This is a genomic window from Nitrososphaerota archaeon (assembly GCA_029785825.1).
Lineage (GTDB): Archaea > Thermoproteota > Nitrososphaeria > Nitrososphaerales > Gagatemarchaeaceae > UBA183.
Genome location: JAFLYY010000001.1, coordinates 1,500,516 through 1,519,238, shown reverse-complemented (window position 1 = coordinate 1,519,238; position 18,723 = coordinate 1,500,516). Strand labels below are relative to the sequence as shown.

Annotated in this window: 15 protein-coding genes, 2 tRNA genes and 1 other RNA gene; 10 read left to right on the top strand and 8 right to left on the bottom strand. The window is 59.3% G+C overall.

Features of this window, described 5'->3' with window-relative positions; translation table 11 throughout:
• Nucleotides 1–34 precede the first annotated feature (34 nt).
• Entirely contained in the window at nt 35–1,276 is a 1,242-nt protein-coding gene (locus JRN21_08095; GenBank protein ID MDG6989265.1) for a site-2 protease family protein, read from the bottom strand.
• A gap of 71 nt (nt 1,277–1,347) precedes the next feature.
• On the opposite strand from JRN21_08095, the gene JRN21_08090 reads away from it, so the two are divergent.
• The 3 genes from JRN21_08090 (at nt 1,348) to JRN21_08080 (ending at nt 2,886) form a co-directional block, all read left to right on the top strand.
• Nucleotides 1,348–2,274 (top strand): TIGR00269 family protein, encoded by a 927-nt coding sequence (locus tag JRN21_08090; protein ID MDG6989264.1) that lies wholly within the window; start codon nt 1,348–1,350, stop codon nt 2,272–2,274.
• A 114-nt stretch (nt 2,275–2,388) separates the two neighbouring features.
• Nucleotides 2,389–2,703: signal recognition particle sRNA (gene ffs / locus JRN21_08085), an RNA gene on the top strand.
• Between the two features lie 41 nt (nt 2,704–2,744).
• A tRNA-Ser gene (locus JRN21_08080) sits at nt 2,745–2,886 on the top strand.
• A gap of 5 nt (nt 2,887–2,891) precedes the next feature.
• Here JRN21_08080 and eno read toward each other — a convergent pair.
• Nucleotides 2,892–4,169: a phosphopyruvate hydratase gene (gene eno / locus JRN21_08075; protein MDG6989263.1), complete on the bottom strand. Its 1,278-nt coding sequence runs from the start codon at nt 4,167–4,169 to the stop codon at nt 2,892–2,894.
• An 88-nt stretch (nt 4,170–4,257) separates the two neighbouring features.
• Here eno and JRN21_08070 point away from each other — a divergent pair.
• Together JRN21_08070 and JRN21_08065 are read left to right on the top strand one after the other, a co-directional pair.
• Nucleotides 4,258–4,348 (top strand) — tRNA-Val (locus tag JRN21_08070).
• Between the two features lie 67 nt (nt 4,349–4,415).
• Entirely contained in the window at nt 4,416–4,907 is a 492-nt protein-coding gene (locus JRN21_08065) for a phosphoribosyltransferase (protein ID MDG6989262.1), read from the top strand.
• A gap of 18 nt (nt 4,908–4,925) precedes the next feature.
• Here the strand turns inward: JRN21_08065 and JRN21_08060 are convergent, their stop codons facing one another.
• Entirely contained in the window at nt 4,926–6,320 is a 1,395-nt protein-coding gene (locus JRN21_08060) for an Nramp family divalent metal transporter (protein ID MDG6989261.1), read from the bottom strand.
• 130 nt (nt 6,321–6,450) lie between these two features.
• Between JRN21_08060 and JRN21_08055 the strand changes: the two genes are divergently transcribed.
• Entirely contained in the window at nt 6,451–6,891 is a 441-nt protein-coding gene (locus JRN21_08055) for a MarR family transcriptional regulator (GenBank protein ID MDG6989260.1), read from the top strand.
• 72 nt (nt 6,892–6,963) lie between these two features.
• Here JRN21_08055 and JRN21_08050 read toward each other — a convergent pair whose 3' ends face one another.
• A complete protein-coding gene (locus JRN21_08050) occupies nt 6,964–7,518 on the bottom strand; it encodes a CoA pyrophosphatase (GenBank protein ID MDG6989259.1) in 555 nt (184 codons plus the stop codon).
• Nucleotides 7,519–7,583: 65 nt separating this feature from the next.
• On the opposite strand from JRN21_08050, the gene trxA reads away from it, so the two are divergent.
• The gene (gene trxA / locus JRN21_08045) at nt 7,584–7,931 is read left to right on the top strand and encodes a thioredoxin (protein MDG6989258.1); all 348 of its coding nucleotides are present in this window, start codon (nt 7,584–7,586) and stop codon (nt 7,929–7,931) included.
• Between the two features lie 3 nt (nt 7,932–7,934).
• Here trxA and JRN21_08040 read toward each other — a convergent pair whose 3' ends face one another.
• Genes JRN21_08040 through JRN21_08030 form a run of 3 tightly spaced genes read right to left on the bottom strand, consistent with a single transcriptional unit; the run spans nt 7,935 to nt 12,255 of the window.
• The gene (locus tag JRN21_08040; GenBank protein MDG6989257.1) at nt 7,935–8,693 is read right to left on the bottom strand and encodes a metallophosphoesterase family protein; all 759 of its coding nucleotides are present in this window, start codon (nt 8,691–8,693) and stop codon (nt 7,935–7,937) included.
• Nucleotide 8,694: 1 nt separating this feature from the next.
• Entirely contained in the window at nt 8,695–9,378 is a 684-nt protein-coding gene (locus tag JRN21_08035) for a hypothetical protein (protein MDG6989256.1), read from the bottom strand.
• A 36-nt stretch (nt 9,379–9,414) separates the two neighbouring features.
• The gene (locus JRN21_08030; protein ID MDG6989255.1) at nt 9,415–12,255 is read right to left on the bottom strand and encodes a DEAD/DEAH box helicase; all 2,841 of its coding nucleotides are present in this window, start codon (nt 12,253–12,255) and stop codon (nt 9,415–9,417) included.
• Nucleotides 12,256–12,373: 118 nt separating this feature from the next.
• Between JRN21_08030 and JRN21_08025 the strand changes: the two genes are divergently transcribed.
• Genes JRN21_08025 through JRN21_08015 form a run of 3 tightly spaced genes read left to right on the top strand, consistent with a single transcriptional unit; the run spans nt 12,374 to nt 15,700 of the window.
• A complete protein-coding gene (locus JRN21_08025) occupies nt 12,374–14,380 on the top strand; it encodes an AAA family ATPase (GenBank protein ID MDG6989254.1) in 2,007 nt (668 codons plus the stop codon).
• Nucleotides 14,381–14,414: 34 nt separating this feature from the next.
• On the top strand, nt 14,415–15,140 hold the full coding sequence (locus JRN21_08020; protein MDG6989253.1) for a hypothetical protein: 726 nt from the start codon (nt 14,415–14,417) through the stop codon (nt 15,138–15,140).
• Complete coding sequence (locus JRN21_08015; GenBank protein MDG6989252.1) at nt 15,140–15,700, top strand: hypothetical protein; 561 nt, start codon at nt 15,140–15,142, stop codon at nt 15,698–15,700. The genes JRN21_08020 and JRN21_08015 overlap by 1 nt, the downstream gene beginning before the upstream one ends.
• Here JRN21_08015 and JRN21_08010 read toward each other — a convergent pair.
• On the bottom strand, nt 15,679–18,546 hold the full coding sequence (locus JRN21_08010) for a DEAD/DEAH box helicase (protein MDG6989251.1): 2,868 nt from the start codon (nt 18,544–18,546) through the stop codon (nt 15,679–15,681). The genes JRN21_08015 and JRN21_08010 overlap by 22 nt on opposite strands.
• Between the last annotated feature and the right edge of the window lie 177 nt (nt 18,547–18,723).

The following is an 18,723-nucleotide window of genomic DNA, read 5'->3' as shown; positions in this document are numbered from 1 at the left end:
TTAACGAGCCACCCCGTCGGCGTGCCGGGTCGCCCTAGAAGAAGTAGGGCCCCGCGATGACCCCGAAGAGGACTGCGACCACGACCACGGTGGCCAGAGTGGTTATCCGCATGAGGGTCGTTTCACTCCACTTCCCTCGTCCCAGCGCCCTCACCCCGACCAAGAAGGCCTGCCCGCCGTCCAGGGGGTATATCGGGAGCGCGTTGAATATGGCCAGGTTGAAGTCTATGAAGAAGAGCCAGTAGAGCAGGGAAGCGACAGGGACCAACCCTGCCCCCAGGGCCGACGAATAGTAGGGTGCCAAGCTCCCGGAGAACGGGACGACAGACTCGCAGTTGGGTATCGTGGGGATACACAAGTACAGAGCCGGCCTCGTGAAGAACGACCCTGCGTAGGTAGAAGCCGTCTGCTGCAGTCCGGAGTACCCTATAATCTGCACTCCGATGTACGGGACGACGCTGATCTGGCCCGTCTGGGTGTTGTTAAGTTCGAGGGACGCTACGGTCAGGCTGTAGTTACTGATGGCCCCTCCGTGCCATATTGTCATCGTAACGTTCTCTCCTATCTTGTACCATGAGGCACTCGACAGCTGTGAAGGTTCGCTGTAGTGAACGCCGTCGACCGCCAGGATGAACTCTCCCGCTGTCATGCCCGCTTTCTGGGCTGGGTATCCCTGAGTGACCCCGACGATGGCTACTCCGTCTACCTTTGGATGCATAGTCGATGTGACGCCGAAGAGGAGGATGAGGCACAGCAGCGCCACGAGCACGTTGATTCCTGCGCCCGCCCCGAGTACCCTCCCCGAATGCGAGTGGGGCGCGGCTTTCATCGCTCCCTCGTCTACTTCTACGAATGCCCCGACGGGGACGAAGAGGAAGAAGAGCAGCCCAGAAGACTTCACCGGGAGGCCTAGGCTCCGGGCTATCACGCCATGGGCTCCTTCGTGGACGACCATTGCAACAACAAGAGCGACCCAACCGTAGACTAGAGGGAGGTAGGGGTTGATCCCGGGTATTCCGATGTTCGCCAGAGGTCCCAGGGTCCTCACGAATGACGCTACCTCCTGCCCACGTGGGGAAAGCAGGATACCCAACTCGCTCAAGAAAAGATAGAACCCCGAGGCGGCAGCGGCAGGCATCGCATAGAGTAGGAGCCACCCGGTCGGCTTTGAAATCCTACTAGAACCCAGCCTATCCATGATGGACTGGAATCGCTTGGTCCTGAGAAGGACCAGGCCCCACTGGAACTCGATTTTCTTGTACTTCTCAGGCTGCACAAAGTCGGCTGGAAGCCGTTATCGCTTTAAGCGTTGGGACTTTATACTGACCTTCACTCATACGGCGGCAGATGGAATGCGTACGCTGCAGGGGGAGCGGGTTCTATACCAAGCAGTACTCTGGAGAGACCCTCTGCAAGTCGTGCTTCATGGAGTCAATAGTCGAGAAGACGCGGCGGACAATCTCCAGGTATAAGATGATTGGGCCGAGGGAAAAGGTGGCAGTGGCAGTGTCGGGGGGGAAGGACAGCCTTTCGCTGCTCAAGGTCCTCGCGGAGCTCTACGCCGGACGGAGGAACCCCCTGGTCGCGATATCGATAGACGAAGGGGTCGCGGGCTACAGAGATGAGGCTATAGAGCACGCCGAACGCATGACCCGAGAGCTGGGAATCGAACACGTAACCTTGTCCTATAAGGAGTTGTTCGGTTTCTCGCTCGACGAGGCCCTCGACTGGAAAGAGGAGCGGGACGTCTCGTCATGCAGCTTCTGTGGTGTCTTCAGAAGGAGGGCTATCGACGAAGCAGCCACCCGAGTCAGGGCTTCGTTGGTGGCCACTGCCCACAACTTGGACGATTACGTCCAGACCTTCATGTTGAACCTGATGCACGGAGATGTAGCCCGCCTCGGGTGGCTCGACCCGGCCTATGCTGATGACAGCTTCCCTGTGAGGAGGGTTAAGCCATTCATGGAGATATACGAGGCCGAGGTCGCCCTCTTTGCCTATCAGGCAGGGGTCCCGTTCCAGAGCGTTAGCTGTCCCTATATGCACGAAGGGCTGAGGAGCGAGGTCAGGGACCACCTCAACGTATTGGAGTCCAAACACCCAGGGATCAAGAACGTAATGTTCAGGTCGAGCTTGGACGTGGTTTCTCACTATGCCCGTGCTCCGGAGAAGGAATCCGTCCCCTGTTCCCGGTGTGGAAAGCCATCTTCAGGCGGCCTCTGCAGCGTCTGCAGGATGAAAGCCACGATTGCGGAGCACACACGTCTGCCATAAGTCGCTACCCGCTGAGGTCTGACCCACTCCTGCACGGCGCCACGAGCCGTCTCGAAGGTTCCACTCGACATGTGTGGTAAACTTAAAGCGAGCCCTTACAGGCGACCTGTTCGGCGGTGGGTAGGGTCCGAGGGGTAGCCGTCCTCGAGAGTGCTGAAACCGGCTTCACGCAGAGGCCAGTAACCTCCGGGTAAAGCCATCTTCCTCGTCACCCGCGCCGGGCAGGGAAGACGAACTCACGCCGGGGTGGGCGGTCATGAGGGGCAGCCCTCTCGAAGGAGAGGGCTTGACTCTTGATTGCCGAACCGGGCGAGGTCCGGGAGGGAGCAGCCCTATGGCGACGTGGCCACGCTGCCTCGTCTACGTGGGGGATTCCCAGCCTGGTGAGATGGGGGCGGAGAGCGGTGGAGAACTCCGGAGGAGCTACCGCCGCTCAAGTTTTTATCGTCCAGAAATCGGCTGGCTCTCGCGCAGGGGTAGCCTAGAGTCCTAGACGGGGAGCCTGGTAAGGCGCAGCCGCGCGGGCGCAAGCTTGCTAAGCCTGTGTCTCTAACGGGACTCGTGGGTTCGAAACCCGTCCGACAAGGACGGGCGAGCGTCCCACCCCCTGCGCCTGTCTAGAACTTCTTCCCAGCGTACCTGGCCTTTGAACCGAGCCCTTCTTCTATCCGGAGGAGTTCGTTGTACTTGGCGACCCTCTCTCCTCTTGCGGGAGCGCCGGTCTTGATGAAATCCGATTCGAAGGCCGTCGCCAGATGCGCTATGAACGGATCCTCGGTCTCTCCTGACCGATGGGAGACCACTACGGTCCAACCAGCACCTCGCGCAAGTTCGACAGCGTCTTCCGTCTCCGACAAGGTGCCAATCTGGTTCAACTTGATGAGGACGGCGTTGGTCGCCCCAGTCTGGATTCCTTTCTTGATTCGCTGTACATTCGTGACATATATGTCATCCCCAATCACTCTCGTTCTGGTGCCGAGCCTCTTGGTTATCGAAGAAAACGAGTCGAAAGCCTCTTCATCAAAGGGATCCTCCAGGGTGAGCAGTCCGAACTCGTCGCGCAAGGACGAGTAGAAGTCTTCCAACGCGTCCTGTTCCAAGGTTTTCCCGTCAATACTATACCTCCCCGTCCTTTCATTGAAGAACTCCGAGGCCGCGGCATCTATGCCTAGCCGCACGTCCGCTTCCCCGTGCCCTGACTTGGTTATGGCTTCGCGTATGGCCCCAAGGGCATCGCGGGTCGACCTCAGAGGGGGTGCAAACCCTCCCTCGTCGCCTACATTTATGGCTCCTCTCCCATACTTCTCCGTAAGGACAGACTTCAGTGACTGATAGACTTCCGAACCTACCCGTATCGCTTCTGAGCACGAGCCCGCGTGCACCGGCTCGATGAGGAACTCCTGGACCGCAAGTTCGTTGCCCGCATGCTCCCCACCGTTGATGACGTTCATCATGGGAACTGGGAGGGTGTACGACTTCGCTCTTCTGAGCTTCTCGAACAGGCTGACCCCCTCCCCGTTTGCCGCGGCTCTGGCGGTGGCCATGGAAACGGCGAGTATCGAGTTGGCCCCCAGCTTTCCCTTGTTCGATGTCCCGTCAAGTCGGATCATCGTGTCGTCAACCACCCTCTGCTTGGTAGGGTCAAGCCCCCTGAGCCTGGGACCCAGGATATGCGCCGCGTTGTACACCGCTTTGGACACCCCTTTCCCGTGGAACCGCTCCGGGTCCCCGTCTCTCAGCTCGAGCGCTTCGTGCCTTCCGGTCGACGCCCCGGACGGGACGCTTGCCCGGCCGCTGGTTACGTTAGTCCACACCTCTACCTCCACGGTCGGGTTCCCTCTCGAGTCGAGCACCTCCCTCGCGGTCACGGAGACAATCTTCGCTGGCTTGGTCATCCCGTGTTCTGCCTCTGGTTGGCTGTTAAAATCTGATTCGCCTCCTCGCCGCTCCAAGCCTTATTACTGATGGACGGTCGCGCCCTTCGGGCCGGTGGTCTAGCCTGGTTATGACGTCGCCCTTACACGGCGAAGCGATCCGCGCGCCAAAGTCGGCGGTCCGACTCCGCCCCGGCCCACGCCTTCACATCATCCCGTGAAGTTTCTTTCTAACAGTTAACTACGTAAGGAGGGCGACACCGACGGATGCCCAACTTCAGGTACATCGGCTGGTCAGAGTACGGTAACCTTGCCGAGGCTCTCGCCGAGAAGGTGCGCGCCAACGGCAGGCACTACGACCTAGTGGTGGGAATCGCGAGGGGAGGGATCCCCGTGGCTATGGTGGTCTCAGACCATCTGAACGTGAAGATTGATTTCGTGAACGTGAAGTCCTATAACGACATCGGGAAGAGGACTCCTCCAAAGATCCTCTCGACCCTTACTGAGGGCGTCGCCGGGAAGGACGTCCTGTTGGTCGACGACCTGGTCGACGAGGGTGACACCTTGGCATTCATGAGGAAGTACCTTTTCGCTCAGGGTCCAAAGTCTCTGGAGACTGCGGTGATGTTCAGGAAGCCCTGGAGCAGGGAGGAACCGGACTATTTCTTAGAAACGGTCTCGGAGTGGGTTGTCTTCCCATTCGAGTTAGGAGAAGTCGGGCGACAGAGGGCGGCCCTGGATGAGTCTCCGAAGCGATGACAGAAGTGGCGGGTCCCATCAGAAGAACGCGGTGACCAGGTATCCGTTGAACCCCAGTATGACGGCGACGGTGACTATCGCAAGAACCACCATCGCCTTGCCGTTCACGAGCTCCCCCATGAACTTGCTCTTGGATGTGTAGTACACGAGAGGAATCATCGGGAGCGGGATCATCAGGCTGAGGATGACCTGGCTGTAGACGAGGAGCAGGAGAGGGCTAAGCCCAAGGATTATGGCTACGGTCGTGGGGAACACGTTCACGAATCTCGTGATAAGCCTCCTGGCCCAGACGTTCCACCTCTTTCCGATGAGCCCTTCCATTATGACCTGTCCTGCAATCGTCCCGAGGGCGGAGGATGACAATCCCGAGGCCAGGAGGGTGAGGGCGAAAAGTATCCCGATGAGGGGGCCGTAGATCTGGGCCAGGCTGGAGATGAAACCCCCGACAGTCAGGTCCACGTTCACCCCTGTCCCATGAAACAGGGGAACAGCCACCAGCAGGATCCCCGCGTTTACGGCCCCGGCTACGGTGAGCGCGACTATCGTCTCGTTCCTGTGAAGCCTGTTGGTCTTCCTCTTCTCTTCCAACGGGTGGGCCCTGGGCGTCGGCCCGCCGCTCCCCAGAGAGTCGGTGATTGAAAGGGCGGGCGCGCCGTCGATTCCACCTCCCATCATGTCCATCTTGTTCTTGGTTAGCCACGAGTGGACGAAGAGGGCATGAGGCATAACCGTGGCCCCGATCATCCCGACCACTATCAGGAGGGCGGCGTTGTCAGGCGCCAGAGGAATGACTGACCCTATCACCGCCCGGGTCAGGTCTGGTTTCACGACGAACAGATTGTAGAAGATTCCGACGACCAAGATGCTGATGAGCAGGGCGAAGTACTGCTCAACCAGGCGGAACCGCCTGGTCATCATCGTGAGCAGAAGGATGACGTCAAGGGCTCCGAAGATGGCGCAGTAAATCAGCGGGATTGGGTGCCCCATGAAGCCGCTCAGGATGTTCAGCCCCAGGACGGTGCCAAGGTACTCCGCCAGGTCCGTGGCTGCTGCAGCCGCCTCCGACGCCAACCAGAACGGTATGACGTATCTCCTCTGCCTGAGCGATGACCTGACCAGCTCGGGGAGCGAGCGGCCCGAGGCAATACCAAGCTTCCCCGAAAGATACTGCAGGAGCATGGCCATCCCCGAAGCCAGCCACCCCGCCCAAAGGAGGGTGTACTGATAACCGGCCCCCGCGACGATGTCGGTCCCGTAATTCCCTGGGTCCATATATGCGATGGACACCATGAGGGCGGGCCCCGCCCAGAGCAGGAACCGCAACGGCGGGCGCCTGCTCCCCGAAACCCGCTGCTCTTCCCCTATGGGGGGTCCCCCTTGGTCGTTCGGGGCCCTCCTCCACGTCCGTCTCAAGCGCGGTCACATTTTAGCCATTCGTATATAAGTTAGATAGACAAAACATAGGTTTGTCAGTCTTAGAACACTCGGTCCCCAAACCTGCGGCGCTCGGAACCCTTTTATCAGATGGCGGGGGTTCGCACCAGTGAGCATGGCCGCGCTCACCCAATCGAGAAGGGATATTTCGCGCGTCGAGGACTACCTGGAGGCAATCTACAACCTCAACGAAGAGAAAGGCTACGTCAGCGCTGCCGACATCTCCGATAGACTCGCAGTAAAGCCGCCTACCGTCTCAAACATGATAAAGAGCTTAGCTGACAAGGGGTTTCTCGAGCACAAGAGGTACAGGGGGATGAGACTCACATCCTCCGGAGAGAAGGTCGCGCGCTCGGTCATCAAGAGGCACGAGGTCATTTCGACCTTGATCTCCATGCTGGGCGTGGATGACACGACAGCTTACGTTGACACCGAGGGGATAGAGCACCACGTCCATCCAAGCACCCTGCGGATGTTCGAGCGTTTGGCCGAGTTCCTGCAAGACAACCCGAAGATACTGACGGAAATCCGTGAATATTCCAAGGACTGATAGGGGCTTCGGCTGAAGCGAAAACAACCCGGGACTGAACCCCCGCCTTCCGGGCTGACATCAGGAGCGGCCTCAGGGTGGGCTCAATACTGACATGACGATCCGATGTGTCAGCCCCCAGATCAGATAGTCTTCCACGAGGACTGCGGGCATGTCTACCGACCTTCCGCCGACCTCCAGGCTATGGCTTGACCGCGACTTCGGCGACAGCATCTCGTCGATGCCAATCCAGCGGAACGAAGCCACTTCGCTGTTTGGTCTGACTGCGACCTCGTCTCTGAGGAGGAAAATGGACGGGACGACTTCCATTGTCCCGGTATGAGTGGTGGTCAGCTCACCATAGCCAAGAAACTTCGCCGACCTGTTGAGGTCCACTCCTATTTCTTCAAGGGTCTCTCGGACTGCGGTGTTCCTGGCGGTGCCGTCTCCCGACTGCATCTTCCCCCCTGGGAACGCTATTTGGCCCGACCAGGGATCTCCAGTCCTCTCGGCTCTTTTGATCAGTAACACCTCGGGGTGTTTGGGGTTGCGGAAGATCATCGACACGGCGGCAAGCCGTAATCCGACCGATGCCGGCTCTGCAGCTGACAGCCTCCTTGCGACCTTCTCGACGGTTCTTTCTGTCAAGTCAAATCTTTGCGACCTGGCCCCAATTTTAAATATCCACTAAGGTCCGCTGAGGCGAATCTGATATGTCGCAGGGGCATAGTCATGCAGACCGGATTATGAAGCTCACGGAAGAGAACTTCGACAGGGTTGTGTCGGGACCCACGCCCGTCCTAGTGGACTATTGGGCTGCATGGTGTGGGCCGTGCAAAATCATGGAGCCAGTGGTAGAGAAATTGGCCACCAAGTATTCTGGGAAGGTCACGTTTGGGAAGCTGAACGTAGACGATGAGATGAGCATCTCATCGCGATACCAGGTCTTCTCCATCCCGACCTTCATGGTCTTCAAGGAGGGGAAGCCCATGGACGCGGTCATCGGCGCGGTCGGAGAAGCGTCACTCGAGCGACTGATCACGAGCGCCATCGGCGGTTAAACCTCAGGTGACACGCGTCCCGTCCATCAAGAATATGTCAGCCTGAGAAAGGCTCAACGACCTTGAAGAGAGGATGGGACCGAATTCGAACGACCTGTTTCTGTTTATTGGCTGTCCTCCCACCAGCCTGTTGAAGGGCGGCATCACGATGAGCTTCCCTTTCCCACCGAGCGTCGATTCGTAGCCGGCTCCCATCATCAGGTCCGCCACGTCGTACTCCGCAGTCACCCAGACGGATTCCCTTGTCCTTGAGCCAAGTGCGTCGCGCATCTCATAGGTAAAGTGGGAGTGCCCTATCACCAAGTTCCTCGTCGCTATGGCCTCTTCCGAGGGCCAGGCATGTCCATGGGCTACCCCGATCCTCCCCCTGCCTCTCCCGATGACCGTCCCATGGGACGGGTGCAACAGGATCCGCTGTGGGAGGACCGTCCTGATGTTGCCGTCGTGGTTCCCCGGCACAACCTCAACGGCCTCGAACAGGTCGAGCATGGTGTCGAAGAACCAGGGGACTACCCCCCAGTCGATGTCTTCCACCTTCCCCACGGTGTGCTTCACGTCCCCGAGCACCACCAACCGCTCGATCCCGTGGTCGTCCGCGATTATCTTCAACCTCTCCACCATTCTCACCGAGTAGGCTGGTAGTCGGAACCCCTTCTTCGCCAACTCCTTCTCGAGCCCGAGGTGCAGATCTGATATGAGGAGTGTCCTCGAATCTTCCTTCGAGAAGACCAACGCAGCCTCGCCGGGGATTATCTTCAGCAAACTATGCGATCAGCGGGAGGACCTGACCGTCCAGGAAGTTCTTGAACTCCGACAGCTCCATCTTGCTGAACCCCGTCAGGATGCAGTTTCGCGTGAGCCCGAACACGTACCCGTATGCCTTGCTCTTGAACACTATGTACCAGAGTTTCCCGTGGGTCAGGTAGTCGCTATAGAGGCTCGTGTTGCCCAGCTCTGCTCCATATAGAGACAACTTGGTAATGTTCGGTAGGTCCACATCCGAGTAGAATATGACCTTGGTGTCTTCGAAGTTCGCTTCGTGGAACTTCCTCAGAGTCTCCGGGTCTATCCTGGCCTCCACGATTTGGCCCAGACTCATGAACACAGCTTTGCTCATCTCGTTGGCGATGCTGTTCGCCCTGTTCTTCTTGTCATAGACCGCAAGGAACATCCTGTCATTATACATGTTGAACGTGAAAGGAGCTTCGTAGGTGCGCGGGACGGGCAGGGGCTCCCCCCTGTGGGGGACGACGAACACTGAGTCGAAGGAGAACTTCCCCTCCAGGGTCTCCTTGCCCACGCTGAGGTCGGTTATCTCCGTCACCAGTTTGAAGTCCTTCCCCTCGACGCTCGTCTCTGTTTCTATCCTGAACGACTTCAGCTTCTCTGTGAGGGTGCCTATGTCATAGTTCTCCCTCACGAGGAAGACCTTCCCTGCTAGGACCAACCCGTCTTGCCCCCCGGCCTCACGTTAATTGCTTTTTCAGCTCCCCCAGTACTGCCGCGTCGTTACGAAGCGGATTTTCGCCTCTAGGAGGTCCCTGTAGAACGCCTCCTCGTCGTCGTGCATCTCAGCGAGTATCCTTGAAGCGGTCTGGGGTCCTATCCCATACACGGTCTGCGCCACCACGGCCTTCTTGCCATAAGAGAGCACCAAGTCTGCCCCCCTCCTCGCCCGGGAGAGCTCCGAGCGTTCCTCTTCGGTGAGGGGTGACTTCGCTTCCCGCCTCTTCACCAAGTCTGCCAGCTTAGCGGTCCCCCAGTAACAGGGGACTAGGAGCCCGGACCCGCAGCCGGCGCAGCGGGGTTCCTCCGGGAGCTCCCCGACGGTTGACTCCTCTTGGTCTCTCCCACACTTTACACATAGGAGGCTCACCCCAGTGCCGAAGATGCTTGCTTTCATCCGCTGGTACGACGATTTCCCCAGGGAGTCCGGTGCGACCGCCTCTGGCACCTCCAGGTACCTGTAAAGGAGGCCGTATGCGATGGGGGTTGGCCTCTCTCCGGCGTGGAATGTCTCGACCGCCACCTCCCCCGCCGCCACGGCGACCAAGATCTGCCTACCTTTCCCCATGTCTATCAGGTCCCTGCCTGTCTCCTGAAGGGCCTCCTCGAAGATCGGGGTCTTCTCGAACCTCGTCGGGAGGGAGCAGAGGTTCGGGTGGGCGATCAGCTTCCCGCGCTTGAGGGCGCCGAACCTCTCGGCGACGAACTTCACCCTGGCTGGGAAGGGGAAGTTCCTCTGGGCGGCGACGGCATAGGTCTTTTCGAGCTCGTCCGGTGTCAGCCCCATCAGTTCCTTCGCCATCGCACCGAGGTCCAGATCCTCGGTGTCTGCCGTAAGCTCCATGAGCAGCCGGTAGCCGTCGAGCCACCACACCCTCACCAGGCCCCTCCTCGAAAGGATCTCTTCGAAGACGTAGGCGAAAGTCCTGTTGACCGACTCGCCGAAACACAGGTGTACTATCAGGTATCGGCCGAACCCCTCGAAGAGTACGAGCCTGTCCGAAGGGACGGGCGCACCCATCTTCTTGTGTTCCGCTATCTCGTCAATCACCATGGCCCTCGCTGCGCTGTCCCCGGGGATCAGCCTTCCCAGGCTTTCTATCGCTTCGGGCCCGGAGTCCAAAGCAGCGGAGATCTCCCGCCTGAGCTTCCCCGTCTGCAAAGCCAGCTCATAGGGGATGGGGAGCATCTCTCCGTCCCAACCAGGGACGGCGGCCAAGGGGTCCTCCACCGGGGTGACGTAGATCTTTCTGTCGTCGGCTATCTGCTCCACCTGCCACACCTTCCCCTTGATCACGAAATGAATGCCCGCCTTCGCCCTCAGGAGGACGAACTCCTCGCCAAGGATGCCCACGGTCTGGTTGGTGGATACGTCGACCACGAGATACCTCGTCTCGTCAGGTATCATGGACAGGTTCTCGTAATAGTACTCCCTGGTCAGACGCGTCCTAGACAGGATTCTTCCGTCGAGCCTCAGTTTCCTGAGCTCCGCGAGATAGGCGGCCGTGCGCATGAACGCGTCTTCGGTGAGCCGCGCGAAAGGCTCCGCCTTCCTGAGCTCCGCCAGCATGCTGTCCACATCCATCGTCTCGAAGTCCATCAGATATCCCGCGATTTGGTGCGCGAGGACGTCGAGCGAGTTCGAGTAAGGGCGCGTGGGCTCGATTTCCCCCCTGGCCGCCGAGTTTATGCTCGCTGACGATTCCAATATGTCGTCAGCTGACACCGCCACGAGAATCCCCTTCGACACCCTCCCCAGCTTATGGCCGCTTCTCCCCACTCTCTGGACTAAGCTGGTCACCTGCCTGGGAGACATGTACTGGACGACCAGGTCCACCGACCCGACGTCGATCCCGAGCTCCAGGGTGCTCGTGCACACTAGGGCTCTGAGCTCTCCGGCCTTGAACGCCTGCTCGACCCGCTCCCGCTCTTCCCTCGGAAGCGAACCGTGGTGCACTCCTATGTCCTTCCTCAGGCGGGCCAGCTTCTCTCCCAGCATCTCTGCGACGGTCCTGCTGTTGACGAAGATCAAGGTCGAAGTGTGGGCGTCTATCAGCGAATTGATCTTCGAAAGCCTCGCGGCTAGATCGGGGGCTGAATATGTCTCCTTGGCGGCTGCCTGAGTGGACGGGTCTGGGACAGGGTATTCGATGGCATATGCGAACTCCTTGGGCGCCTTGGCCTCGACCAGGGTCCTCTTCCCATCACCGAAGAGGAACTCTGCTGCTACCTTGGGAGTGCCCACGGTGGCGGAAAGGGCGACCAGCTGATAACCAGGGGCAACCTTTCTGAGCCTCTGCAGCCCCACGCAGAGCTGTACGCCGCGCTTGCTCTCGACGAGGTTGTGCAGCTCATCGACCACTACACCCTTCAGATGAGATAGGTTCTCCCTCATCCTTCTTCCTGGAAGGATAGCCTGAAGGGTCTCAGGGGTGGTCACCAAAACGTCGGGGGGGTGTGCCGACTGCTTCGCACGCTGCGCCTGGGGAGTGTCACCGTGCCTGATGTCTACAGTGAGTCCCAGCCTGGCGCACCACGATTGCAGCCGCTTCAGCATGTCCCGGTTCAGCGCCCGCATCGGGGTGATGTATAGCAAAGAGATGCCTTCCCCGTGCCCCTCCGAGACAATCCTGCTGAGAAGAGGGAGCAGGGCCGCTTCGGTCTTCCCGGAGCCTGTGGGCGCCACCACCAGGGCATCCTCTCCTCTGGATATCAGGGGCCAGGCCTGGGCCTGAGGAGGGGTAGGAGTGGTGATCCCCGTCTCAGCGAGGAGCCCCCTGACAGCCGGGGCGAGCGCCTCGAATGAATGGGCTGACATCAGCCTCTGAGACGCTTCCGGCGATTTAAGGTGTGATAGGAGAGGGTATCGCGAAAGTGATTCCACCCCCTCCTGTCAGCAATGTCTAAAAGCGTCTAGGGATTGTGCGGCCTGCGTTTTGTCGCGAAGCGTAAGAGAAGTCTCCCAGGAGAGGCCTTCGCACCTCACGACGGTCAAGGAGATAATCCTGGAGAACTTCATGAGTTATGAGTACGCCCGTATACCACTCCGCGAAGGGCTCAACCTCATCGTAGGCCCTAACGGGGCGGGGAAGTCCTCGGTCCTACTCGCGATATCTGTGGCATTCGGCCAGGCGTACACCGAGCGCTCTAGGAAGCTCTCAGACCTCATCAGGAGGGGGAAAGACATAGCCAGGGTATCCCTCATCTTTGACAACTCACCCAAGAGCGGCCAACGCCCGATTCCTTACTCGAAGTCAGACACGTTCATGCTGAGCAGGTACCTCAGGCGGGACGGGTCATACTGGTTCGAAGCCGACTACAAGGAAATCGACAAGAGTGAGGTCGTCAGACTGTTGAGAGAGTTCGGTATCAATCCCGACAACCTCCTCATCATAATGCACCAGGGTATGATTGAGGAGCTGGGGGCCGTCGCGCCCCAGGAGCGGCTGAGGATGGTGGAGGAGGCGGTGGGGTTCTCAGAATACAGGCAGAGGATAGTCCTTGCCGAGCAGGAACTGAGCGGGCTGGTGGGGGAAGAGAGCTCTCTGTTGCAGCTCATCGACAACGCCAACCAGGCGCTCGAATACTGGAAGCAGGTGTACGACCGCTATCAGGAGAAGAGGGGACTACTGGAGCACAGAGACCTCCTCAGCAAGGAGCTGCTCTGGAGCTCAGAGACCAAGTTGGCGAAGGCCCTGCAGGGAGCGGAGGAGAAGATCCTTTCCAAGACGAGGGCCCTCGAGGACCTGAAGTCGCAGCAGGCGGAGGTGGCCGGGGACGCCGAGGAGACACACCAGACCCTTCTGGACAAGCAGGTCGAACTCAGGAAGCTGTACTATGCCCTTGTGAGGGCGGAGTCGGAGAAAGCGAAAGACGAATCGGCACGGGACACCTACCGCTCGATCAAGGAAGACCTCACGGGTCTCTCCAGCGCCATAGATGAGGTGCTCATTGTCCCTTCAAACAAAGGGACAAAGAGGCTCAAGGAGCTGGCAGACTACATCGGGGAAAAGGGGCGGACGGCTGAGGAGGACGCCCAGCGCCGGAAGGGGGAGTTGGACAGAGAGGTCTCTTCGCTGCAGCCGGAGATAACTAGGACAGAAGAGCTAATCGGGCGGACCATCGAGAGCTTCGTCTCGTTCAGAGTGAAAGCCGAAGTCCTGTCGTACAGGATAAGGGTGATGGAGTCTGACCTCCGCGACCTCGAGCGGAGCGCGAAGGAGTACAGGGAGGAGCTCGGCAAGCTAGCCCCAGACCTAGAGAAGGCAGGAACAAGGATGGAGACCTCGCGGCAGCCATACGAGGTCTCTGAAGAGCTAAAGCTGGTCTCGGCCCACATCCAAAAGATGCAAGACGTCCCAGACGACGCGGAGAAGATCTACAACGACTACTCCGGGAACATAGAAGAGCTGAAGGTCAAGCTGGCTAAGCTGCAGGAGAACAAGAAGGTCATGCTTTCCGAGCTCGAGTCGAGGAAGGACGTCTGGAAGAGGGCCATAGAGGACCTGGTGGAGGCCGTAGACCCGTCATACCAGGCGGTCCTGTCGGCCGCGGACGCCAGCGGCTTCATAAAGTTCGAACAGGCGGACGCTATAGAAGAGGCCGGCCTGGACCTGTATGTGGGGTTCCGAGGAGGCGCGCCCACGACTCTTGACCCTTTCACCCAGAGCGGTGGCGAGAGGTCCGTGGCCCTGATGGCATTCATACTTTCGCTGCAGGCTAGGATAGTCTCGCCCCTGCGGGCCATGGACGAGTTCGACATCCACATGGACCCCAGGAACAGGGAGGCCATGTTCAAGATGATACTCTCCCAGATGAAACAGAGGGAAGCCTCCCAGTACATAGTGATTACCCCATCCATCCTCACAGTCTTCGACAGGAGCGCTCACGTGATCACGGTCCAAGCGGTCCACGGATCGTCAGAGGTCAAGGAGCTGAAGTGAGCTGGTCCAGACAAAGCTCGACGACTATCTGAGGGTGATTGAACTCTGCAGGTCAGTTGAGACCAGCTCCGCCAACCCTTTCGATGTCGATATCAGAGAGAAGATACTCCTTCTGAAGCAGCGCCTCCCGGAACTCAAGTTACTCGACGAACTCCTCGTCGACTCCCAGGCGATGCTCGAGCTTGCCCAGATCGTCAAGCTCCAAGACCAATGGCTGAAATCGCGCGCTTCGGCGCTCTTCATCGACCCGCTCCTCATACAGCTTAAGGTGAAGCTCCTTCCGAAGGAGGCGCTTACCGACGCATTCGTGAAGAGCTGGCACCCTGTCGCCCAGGTGGACCAGCTGTCTCCCAGGGGCCTCGAGAGGGCTTTCGTCTATTGGAGGGAGCTGACGCCGTTGTCCGAGCGGTTCAAGGACCAGTTCGGGACCTACGGGGTGAGGCCGGGGACGGTGGAGTACTCCGACCTGGTCAGCCTTGGAGTCTTCACCAAGGAGGAGTTCGAAGTCGGCCTCGAACGGCTCTACGACGAACTTACCCGGAAGTCTAACGGCGAGTGGGTTGACTACCGCGATTTCGTAGGCGCAGAGGCCTTCGAGGACCGCGTGAGGAGGGCCTATCTGATGGCGTTCCTGATAACCGAGGGGAGGGCGCTCCTCAAGACCGAGCCCCTCACAGGAAAGATTTGGACAATGGCCCTGGCGGAGAAGGCGAAAGGCACTCCGAGGTCCGTGGCGATATCGATTACAGGTGAGGGTTGATGGAGTCAGAGCGGGGAGACAGGGCGCTGCTGGAGAGGAAGGTAAGGAGGGCATTCCAGGTCCTGGTACTCCAGCGGGGACGGAACCCGGGCGTCAAAGGGTGGGAGGTGAGGCGACACCTGGGGAAGGACTACCGCAAGATCCTCGAAGTGCTGTCTGAGGACGTGGCTCCAATGGGCCTGGAAGTCTTCGAGGTGAAGGGGCCCGATGGGTCGGATGACTCGACCAGGTTCCTACTGAGGTTCAAGGAGCCCCCGACGGTGAGCGAAGCGGAGACTTCGGGCATCAGGATTGACGACCTGGCGGTGCTGGCGGCCACCATCGCCTTTGTGAACTCGAAGTCCGGGAGGGCGGCGAGGCGGGAGGCAGAGCAGTTCCTGAGGGAAAAGTTCCCGCGATGGCGTGTCGACTACTCGCTGGACAGGTACGTGAAGAGGGGATACCTGGAGCAGGATGACAAGGGGATGCTCCACATCGGCTGGAGGACCCGCGCGGAGGTGGACGAAAGGACCCTGATGACCCTCATACTCTCCCGAGCTCAGGAAGGAGCGAAGAAGTAGCGTCTACGCAGCGCGTCCCTCTCTCCTTCCATCACGAGCTCGATGACGTTGGCGCCCTCCTTCCTCATCTTCGCGGCTAGGGCGGTCGCGTCAGAGAGCCTTATCCCCCTCCCGGCCATCAGCATGTCGGCTCCATGGCCGTACTCCTTTCTTAGTTCGGCCGACTTCTTCAGCCCCTCCACCACTTTTTCTCTGGCGCCTCTCATCTCGGCCCTGCTACGCGCTTTCATGGCGAGCGAAAAGACGTTCTCATACGAGTCCGTCGACAGCCCGAGCGAATTCTTCCCGCAGGAAGGGCACGACTCAAGCCCCTCAAGGTCGGACACCTTCCTGAGCTCCAGGAAGTTCCAGCAGGCGGTGCAGACCACGACGAGAAAAGTCTCGTTGATCCTTGCCCTGGTGGACTGGTTCAGGAGCGCTCTGAGCCTTTCAGGCGACACTATCTCTCCTCGCCTGCTTATCTCTTCCACGCCGATTCTGGCGATGGGCGTGAGACCTTCGTACGCGACCAGCTTCACCTCTATCGCTCCTGTACGTATCTTCTCCACCACGTCCGTAGCCGCGGGGAGGTCGAAGTCGTCATGGAAAATCACGCTCATGGCCTCCTCGTAGACCGGGGTGTCCCTCAGCGCCTCTACGATCCCCGAGATAGAGACACTGGCGTAGTCGGCGTCCTTGGCGATCGCCCCACACTTCTTCCCCGCATGTATCAGGCGCCTCTTGAAAATCCCGCTCCTCTCCACCGCTTTCTCGGTCGCCGCCTTCAGATCCAGCTTGTGCAGCTCCTTGAGCATCGACATGACCACGGATGGGGATACGTCCGCCTCTATCACAATCCTGTAAGGGTCTTGGTGGACGGCGACCGACTGGCCCACACTTTCGGAGATCAGGTACCCTAGGACCCTGGCCAGCAGCCTGTTCACCCTGTGCCCGAACGCAGCCTGGATGACAAGGTACTTGTCCCATTTCTCCACCGTCAACAACCTCTCCGATGGTACAGGCAGCCCTGCCTCGAGTTGCTCCGCTACCTCCTTGAGAGCTTCCTGCATCGACTCCCTCGGGACCGGGTAGGACTTCCCCAGCGCGTCGAGATACTCTGACTCTGTCCCCTTCTCCAGTTCCTCGGCATATTTCCTCCTGACGGCCCCGACCTCCGCCGCCACCTCTCTGGGGACCGGGATCTCGTCCCCGACCCAGTTGGGGACGGCGCCCGTGGGGTCGTCTTCCGACTTCACGTAAACCTTGTTCCCGTAGATTTGCTCTATCTTCCAGCACTTCCCCGCCTCGACGAACTTGACTCCCACCTCTCCGTACTCTGATACAAACGCCTCGTCGAGGGTGCCGACGAAGTTGTCCCCTTCGATGACCAGGTACTGTTTCTCATCGGGAATCATAGACAGGTTGTCGAAGTAGTACTGGAAGAGAGGCTTGACATCCCTGGCCCTGAACACCTTGCCGTCAGACTCACTGTAATAGGCGAGCCTTGGATATCTCTCCCTCATGTAAGTCAGGACCTTCCTGAGCCGCTCGGCGTCGAGGTCTTCGTAGGCATAGCTCCGCTTCAAGAGCGCCATGACGTCGTCGAAGTTCCAGCTGCTCTGTTCGATTAGCAGTCCGGCCACCTGGTGTATGGCCACGTCGTAAGGGTTGAAGACGGGCTCGAGCGGCTCCAGCTCGCCCATGGCTGACTTCCTGCACAGGACCGCTGCCTCTAAGGTGTCGTCGGAGTCCTGTGTGATGACGAGGCCGTTGGACACCTCGCCAACTTTGTGGCCGCTCCGCCCCACCCTCTGAATCAGCCTGGTCACCTGCCTCGGAGAATTGTACTGGACCACGTACTCAAGGAACCCTATGTCGATGCCGAGCTCAAGGCTGCTGGTGCAGATGACCCCTAGGAGCTTCCCCTCCTTCAGGCTCTTCTCCACGGCCTCCCTGGTCGCCTTGGACAGCGAGCTGTGGTGCACGGCAATCGGGAAACCTGGGTCCCAAACCCTGAACCTGCTTGACAGTGCCTCGGCCTCAGAACGTGTATTAGTGAAGACGAGCACCGAGCGGTACTTCTCTACCAGATCCCTCACAGTCCTCAGCCTGGCGGCCACCTCGGGAAAGGAGTAGATGGCGTCGGCCAGGACCTTGTCGTCTCCGGTCGGCCTCGGGGAGGACACGCTCAGGGAAAGGCTCTTCTCTACTGGGACCCGGACGATCTCGCAGGCCCGTCCGCTCCCCACGAGGAACTGGGCCACCTTCTCCGGAGACCCCACGGTAGCTGACAGCCCCACCATCTGGAACTCCTTTTCGGCGGCGTCTCTCAGCCTCTCCAGCGCGACGCTCAGTTGGCTCCCTCTCTTGTCCTCGGAGAGTTCGTGCACCTCGTCCACAACGACCCATCGAAGTTTCGAGAGGTTCTGCCTGAGCCTTCTCCCGACGAGGAGTATCTGTAGCGTCTCGGGAGTCGTAATCAAGATGTCCGGGGGTGCGAAACTCAGGTTCGTCCTCTCCGCCTGAGAACTGTCTCCGTGCCTCACCCCCAGCCTAATGTCGAAGCGCTTGCACCACCATTGCATCCTGTCCAGCATGTCTCTGTTGAGGGCCCGCAGGGGCGTGATGTACAGGAGCTTCGTCCCTTTCTCTCTCGACTCTCCTTCCCTCACCAGGGCGTCCAGTATTGGGAGGAGCGCAGCTTCGGTCTTTCCCGTCCCTGTGGGGGCCATCAGGAGCGCATTCTTCCCCTCGCGCACTATGGGGATCAGCTTCTCCTGGGGCTCTGTGGGGGAATCAAATCCCCTCTCCTTCAAGGCCGCGACCAGAGGCGGAGAAAGCAGCTGGAAAGCGTTCTGACCCTGCAATCGGTCAACCTACCTCATGGGGTATGAAAGCGCCTAAACCCAAGAAGGAATATGAAACCGCCGACCCCCATCCAATAAGTTTGCGGTGCTTCACAGCCTTGGAAAGATTGAGGTGGAGAAAGTGAGTTCCCAACGGAGAATTGGCTTATATAACAGACTATAACATACGTTATTGAA

What these genes read in the sequence shown, in the direction of transcription:
- JRN21_08090 (MDG6989264.1), top strand. Translation starts at nt 1,348, where the DNA reads ATGGAATGCGTACGCTGCAGGGGGAGCGGGTTCTATACCAAGCAGTAC.
- eno (MDG6989263.1), bottom strand. Translation starts at nt 4,169, where the DNA reads ATGACCAAGCCAGCGAAGATTGTCTCCGTGACCGCGAGGGAGGTGCTC.
- JRN21_08065 (MDG6989262.1), top strand. Translation starts at nt 4,416, where the DNA reads ATGCCCAACTTCAGGTACATCGGCTGGTCAGAGTACGGTAACCTTGCC.
- trxA (MDG6989258.1), top strand. Translation starts at nt 7,584, where the DNA reads ATGTCGCAGGGGCATAGTCATGCAGACCGGATTATGAAGCTCACGGAA.
- JRN21_08030 (MDG6989255.1), bottom strand. Translation starts at nt 12,255, where the DNA reads ATGTCAGCCCATTCATTCGAGGCGCTCGCCCCGGCTGTCAGGGGGCTC.
- JRN21_08015 (MDG6989252.1), top strand. Translation starts at nt 15,140, where the DNA reads ATGGAGTCAGAGCGGGGAGACAGGGCGCTGCTGGAGAGGAAGGTAAGG.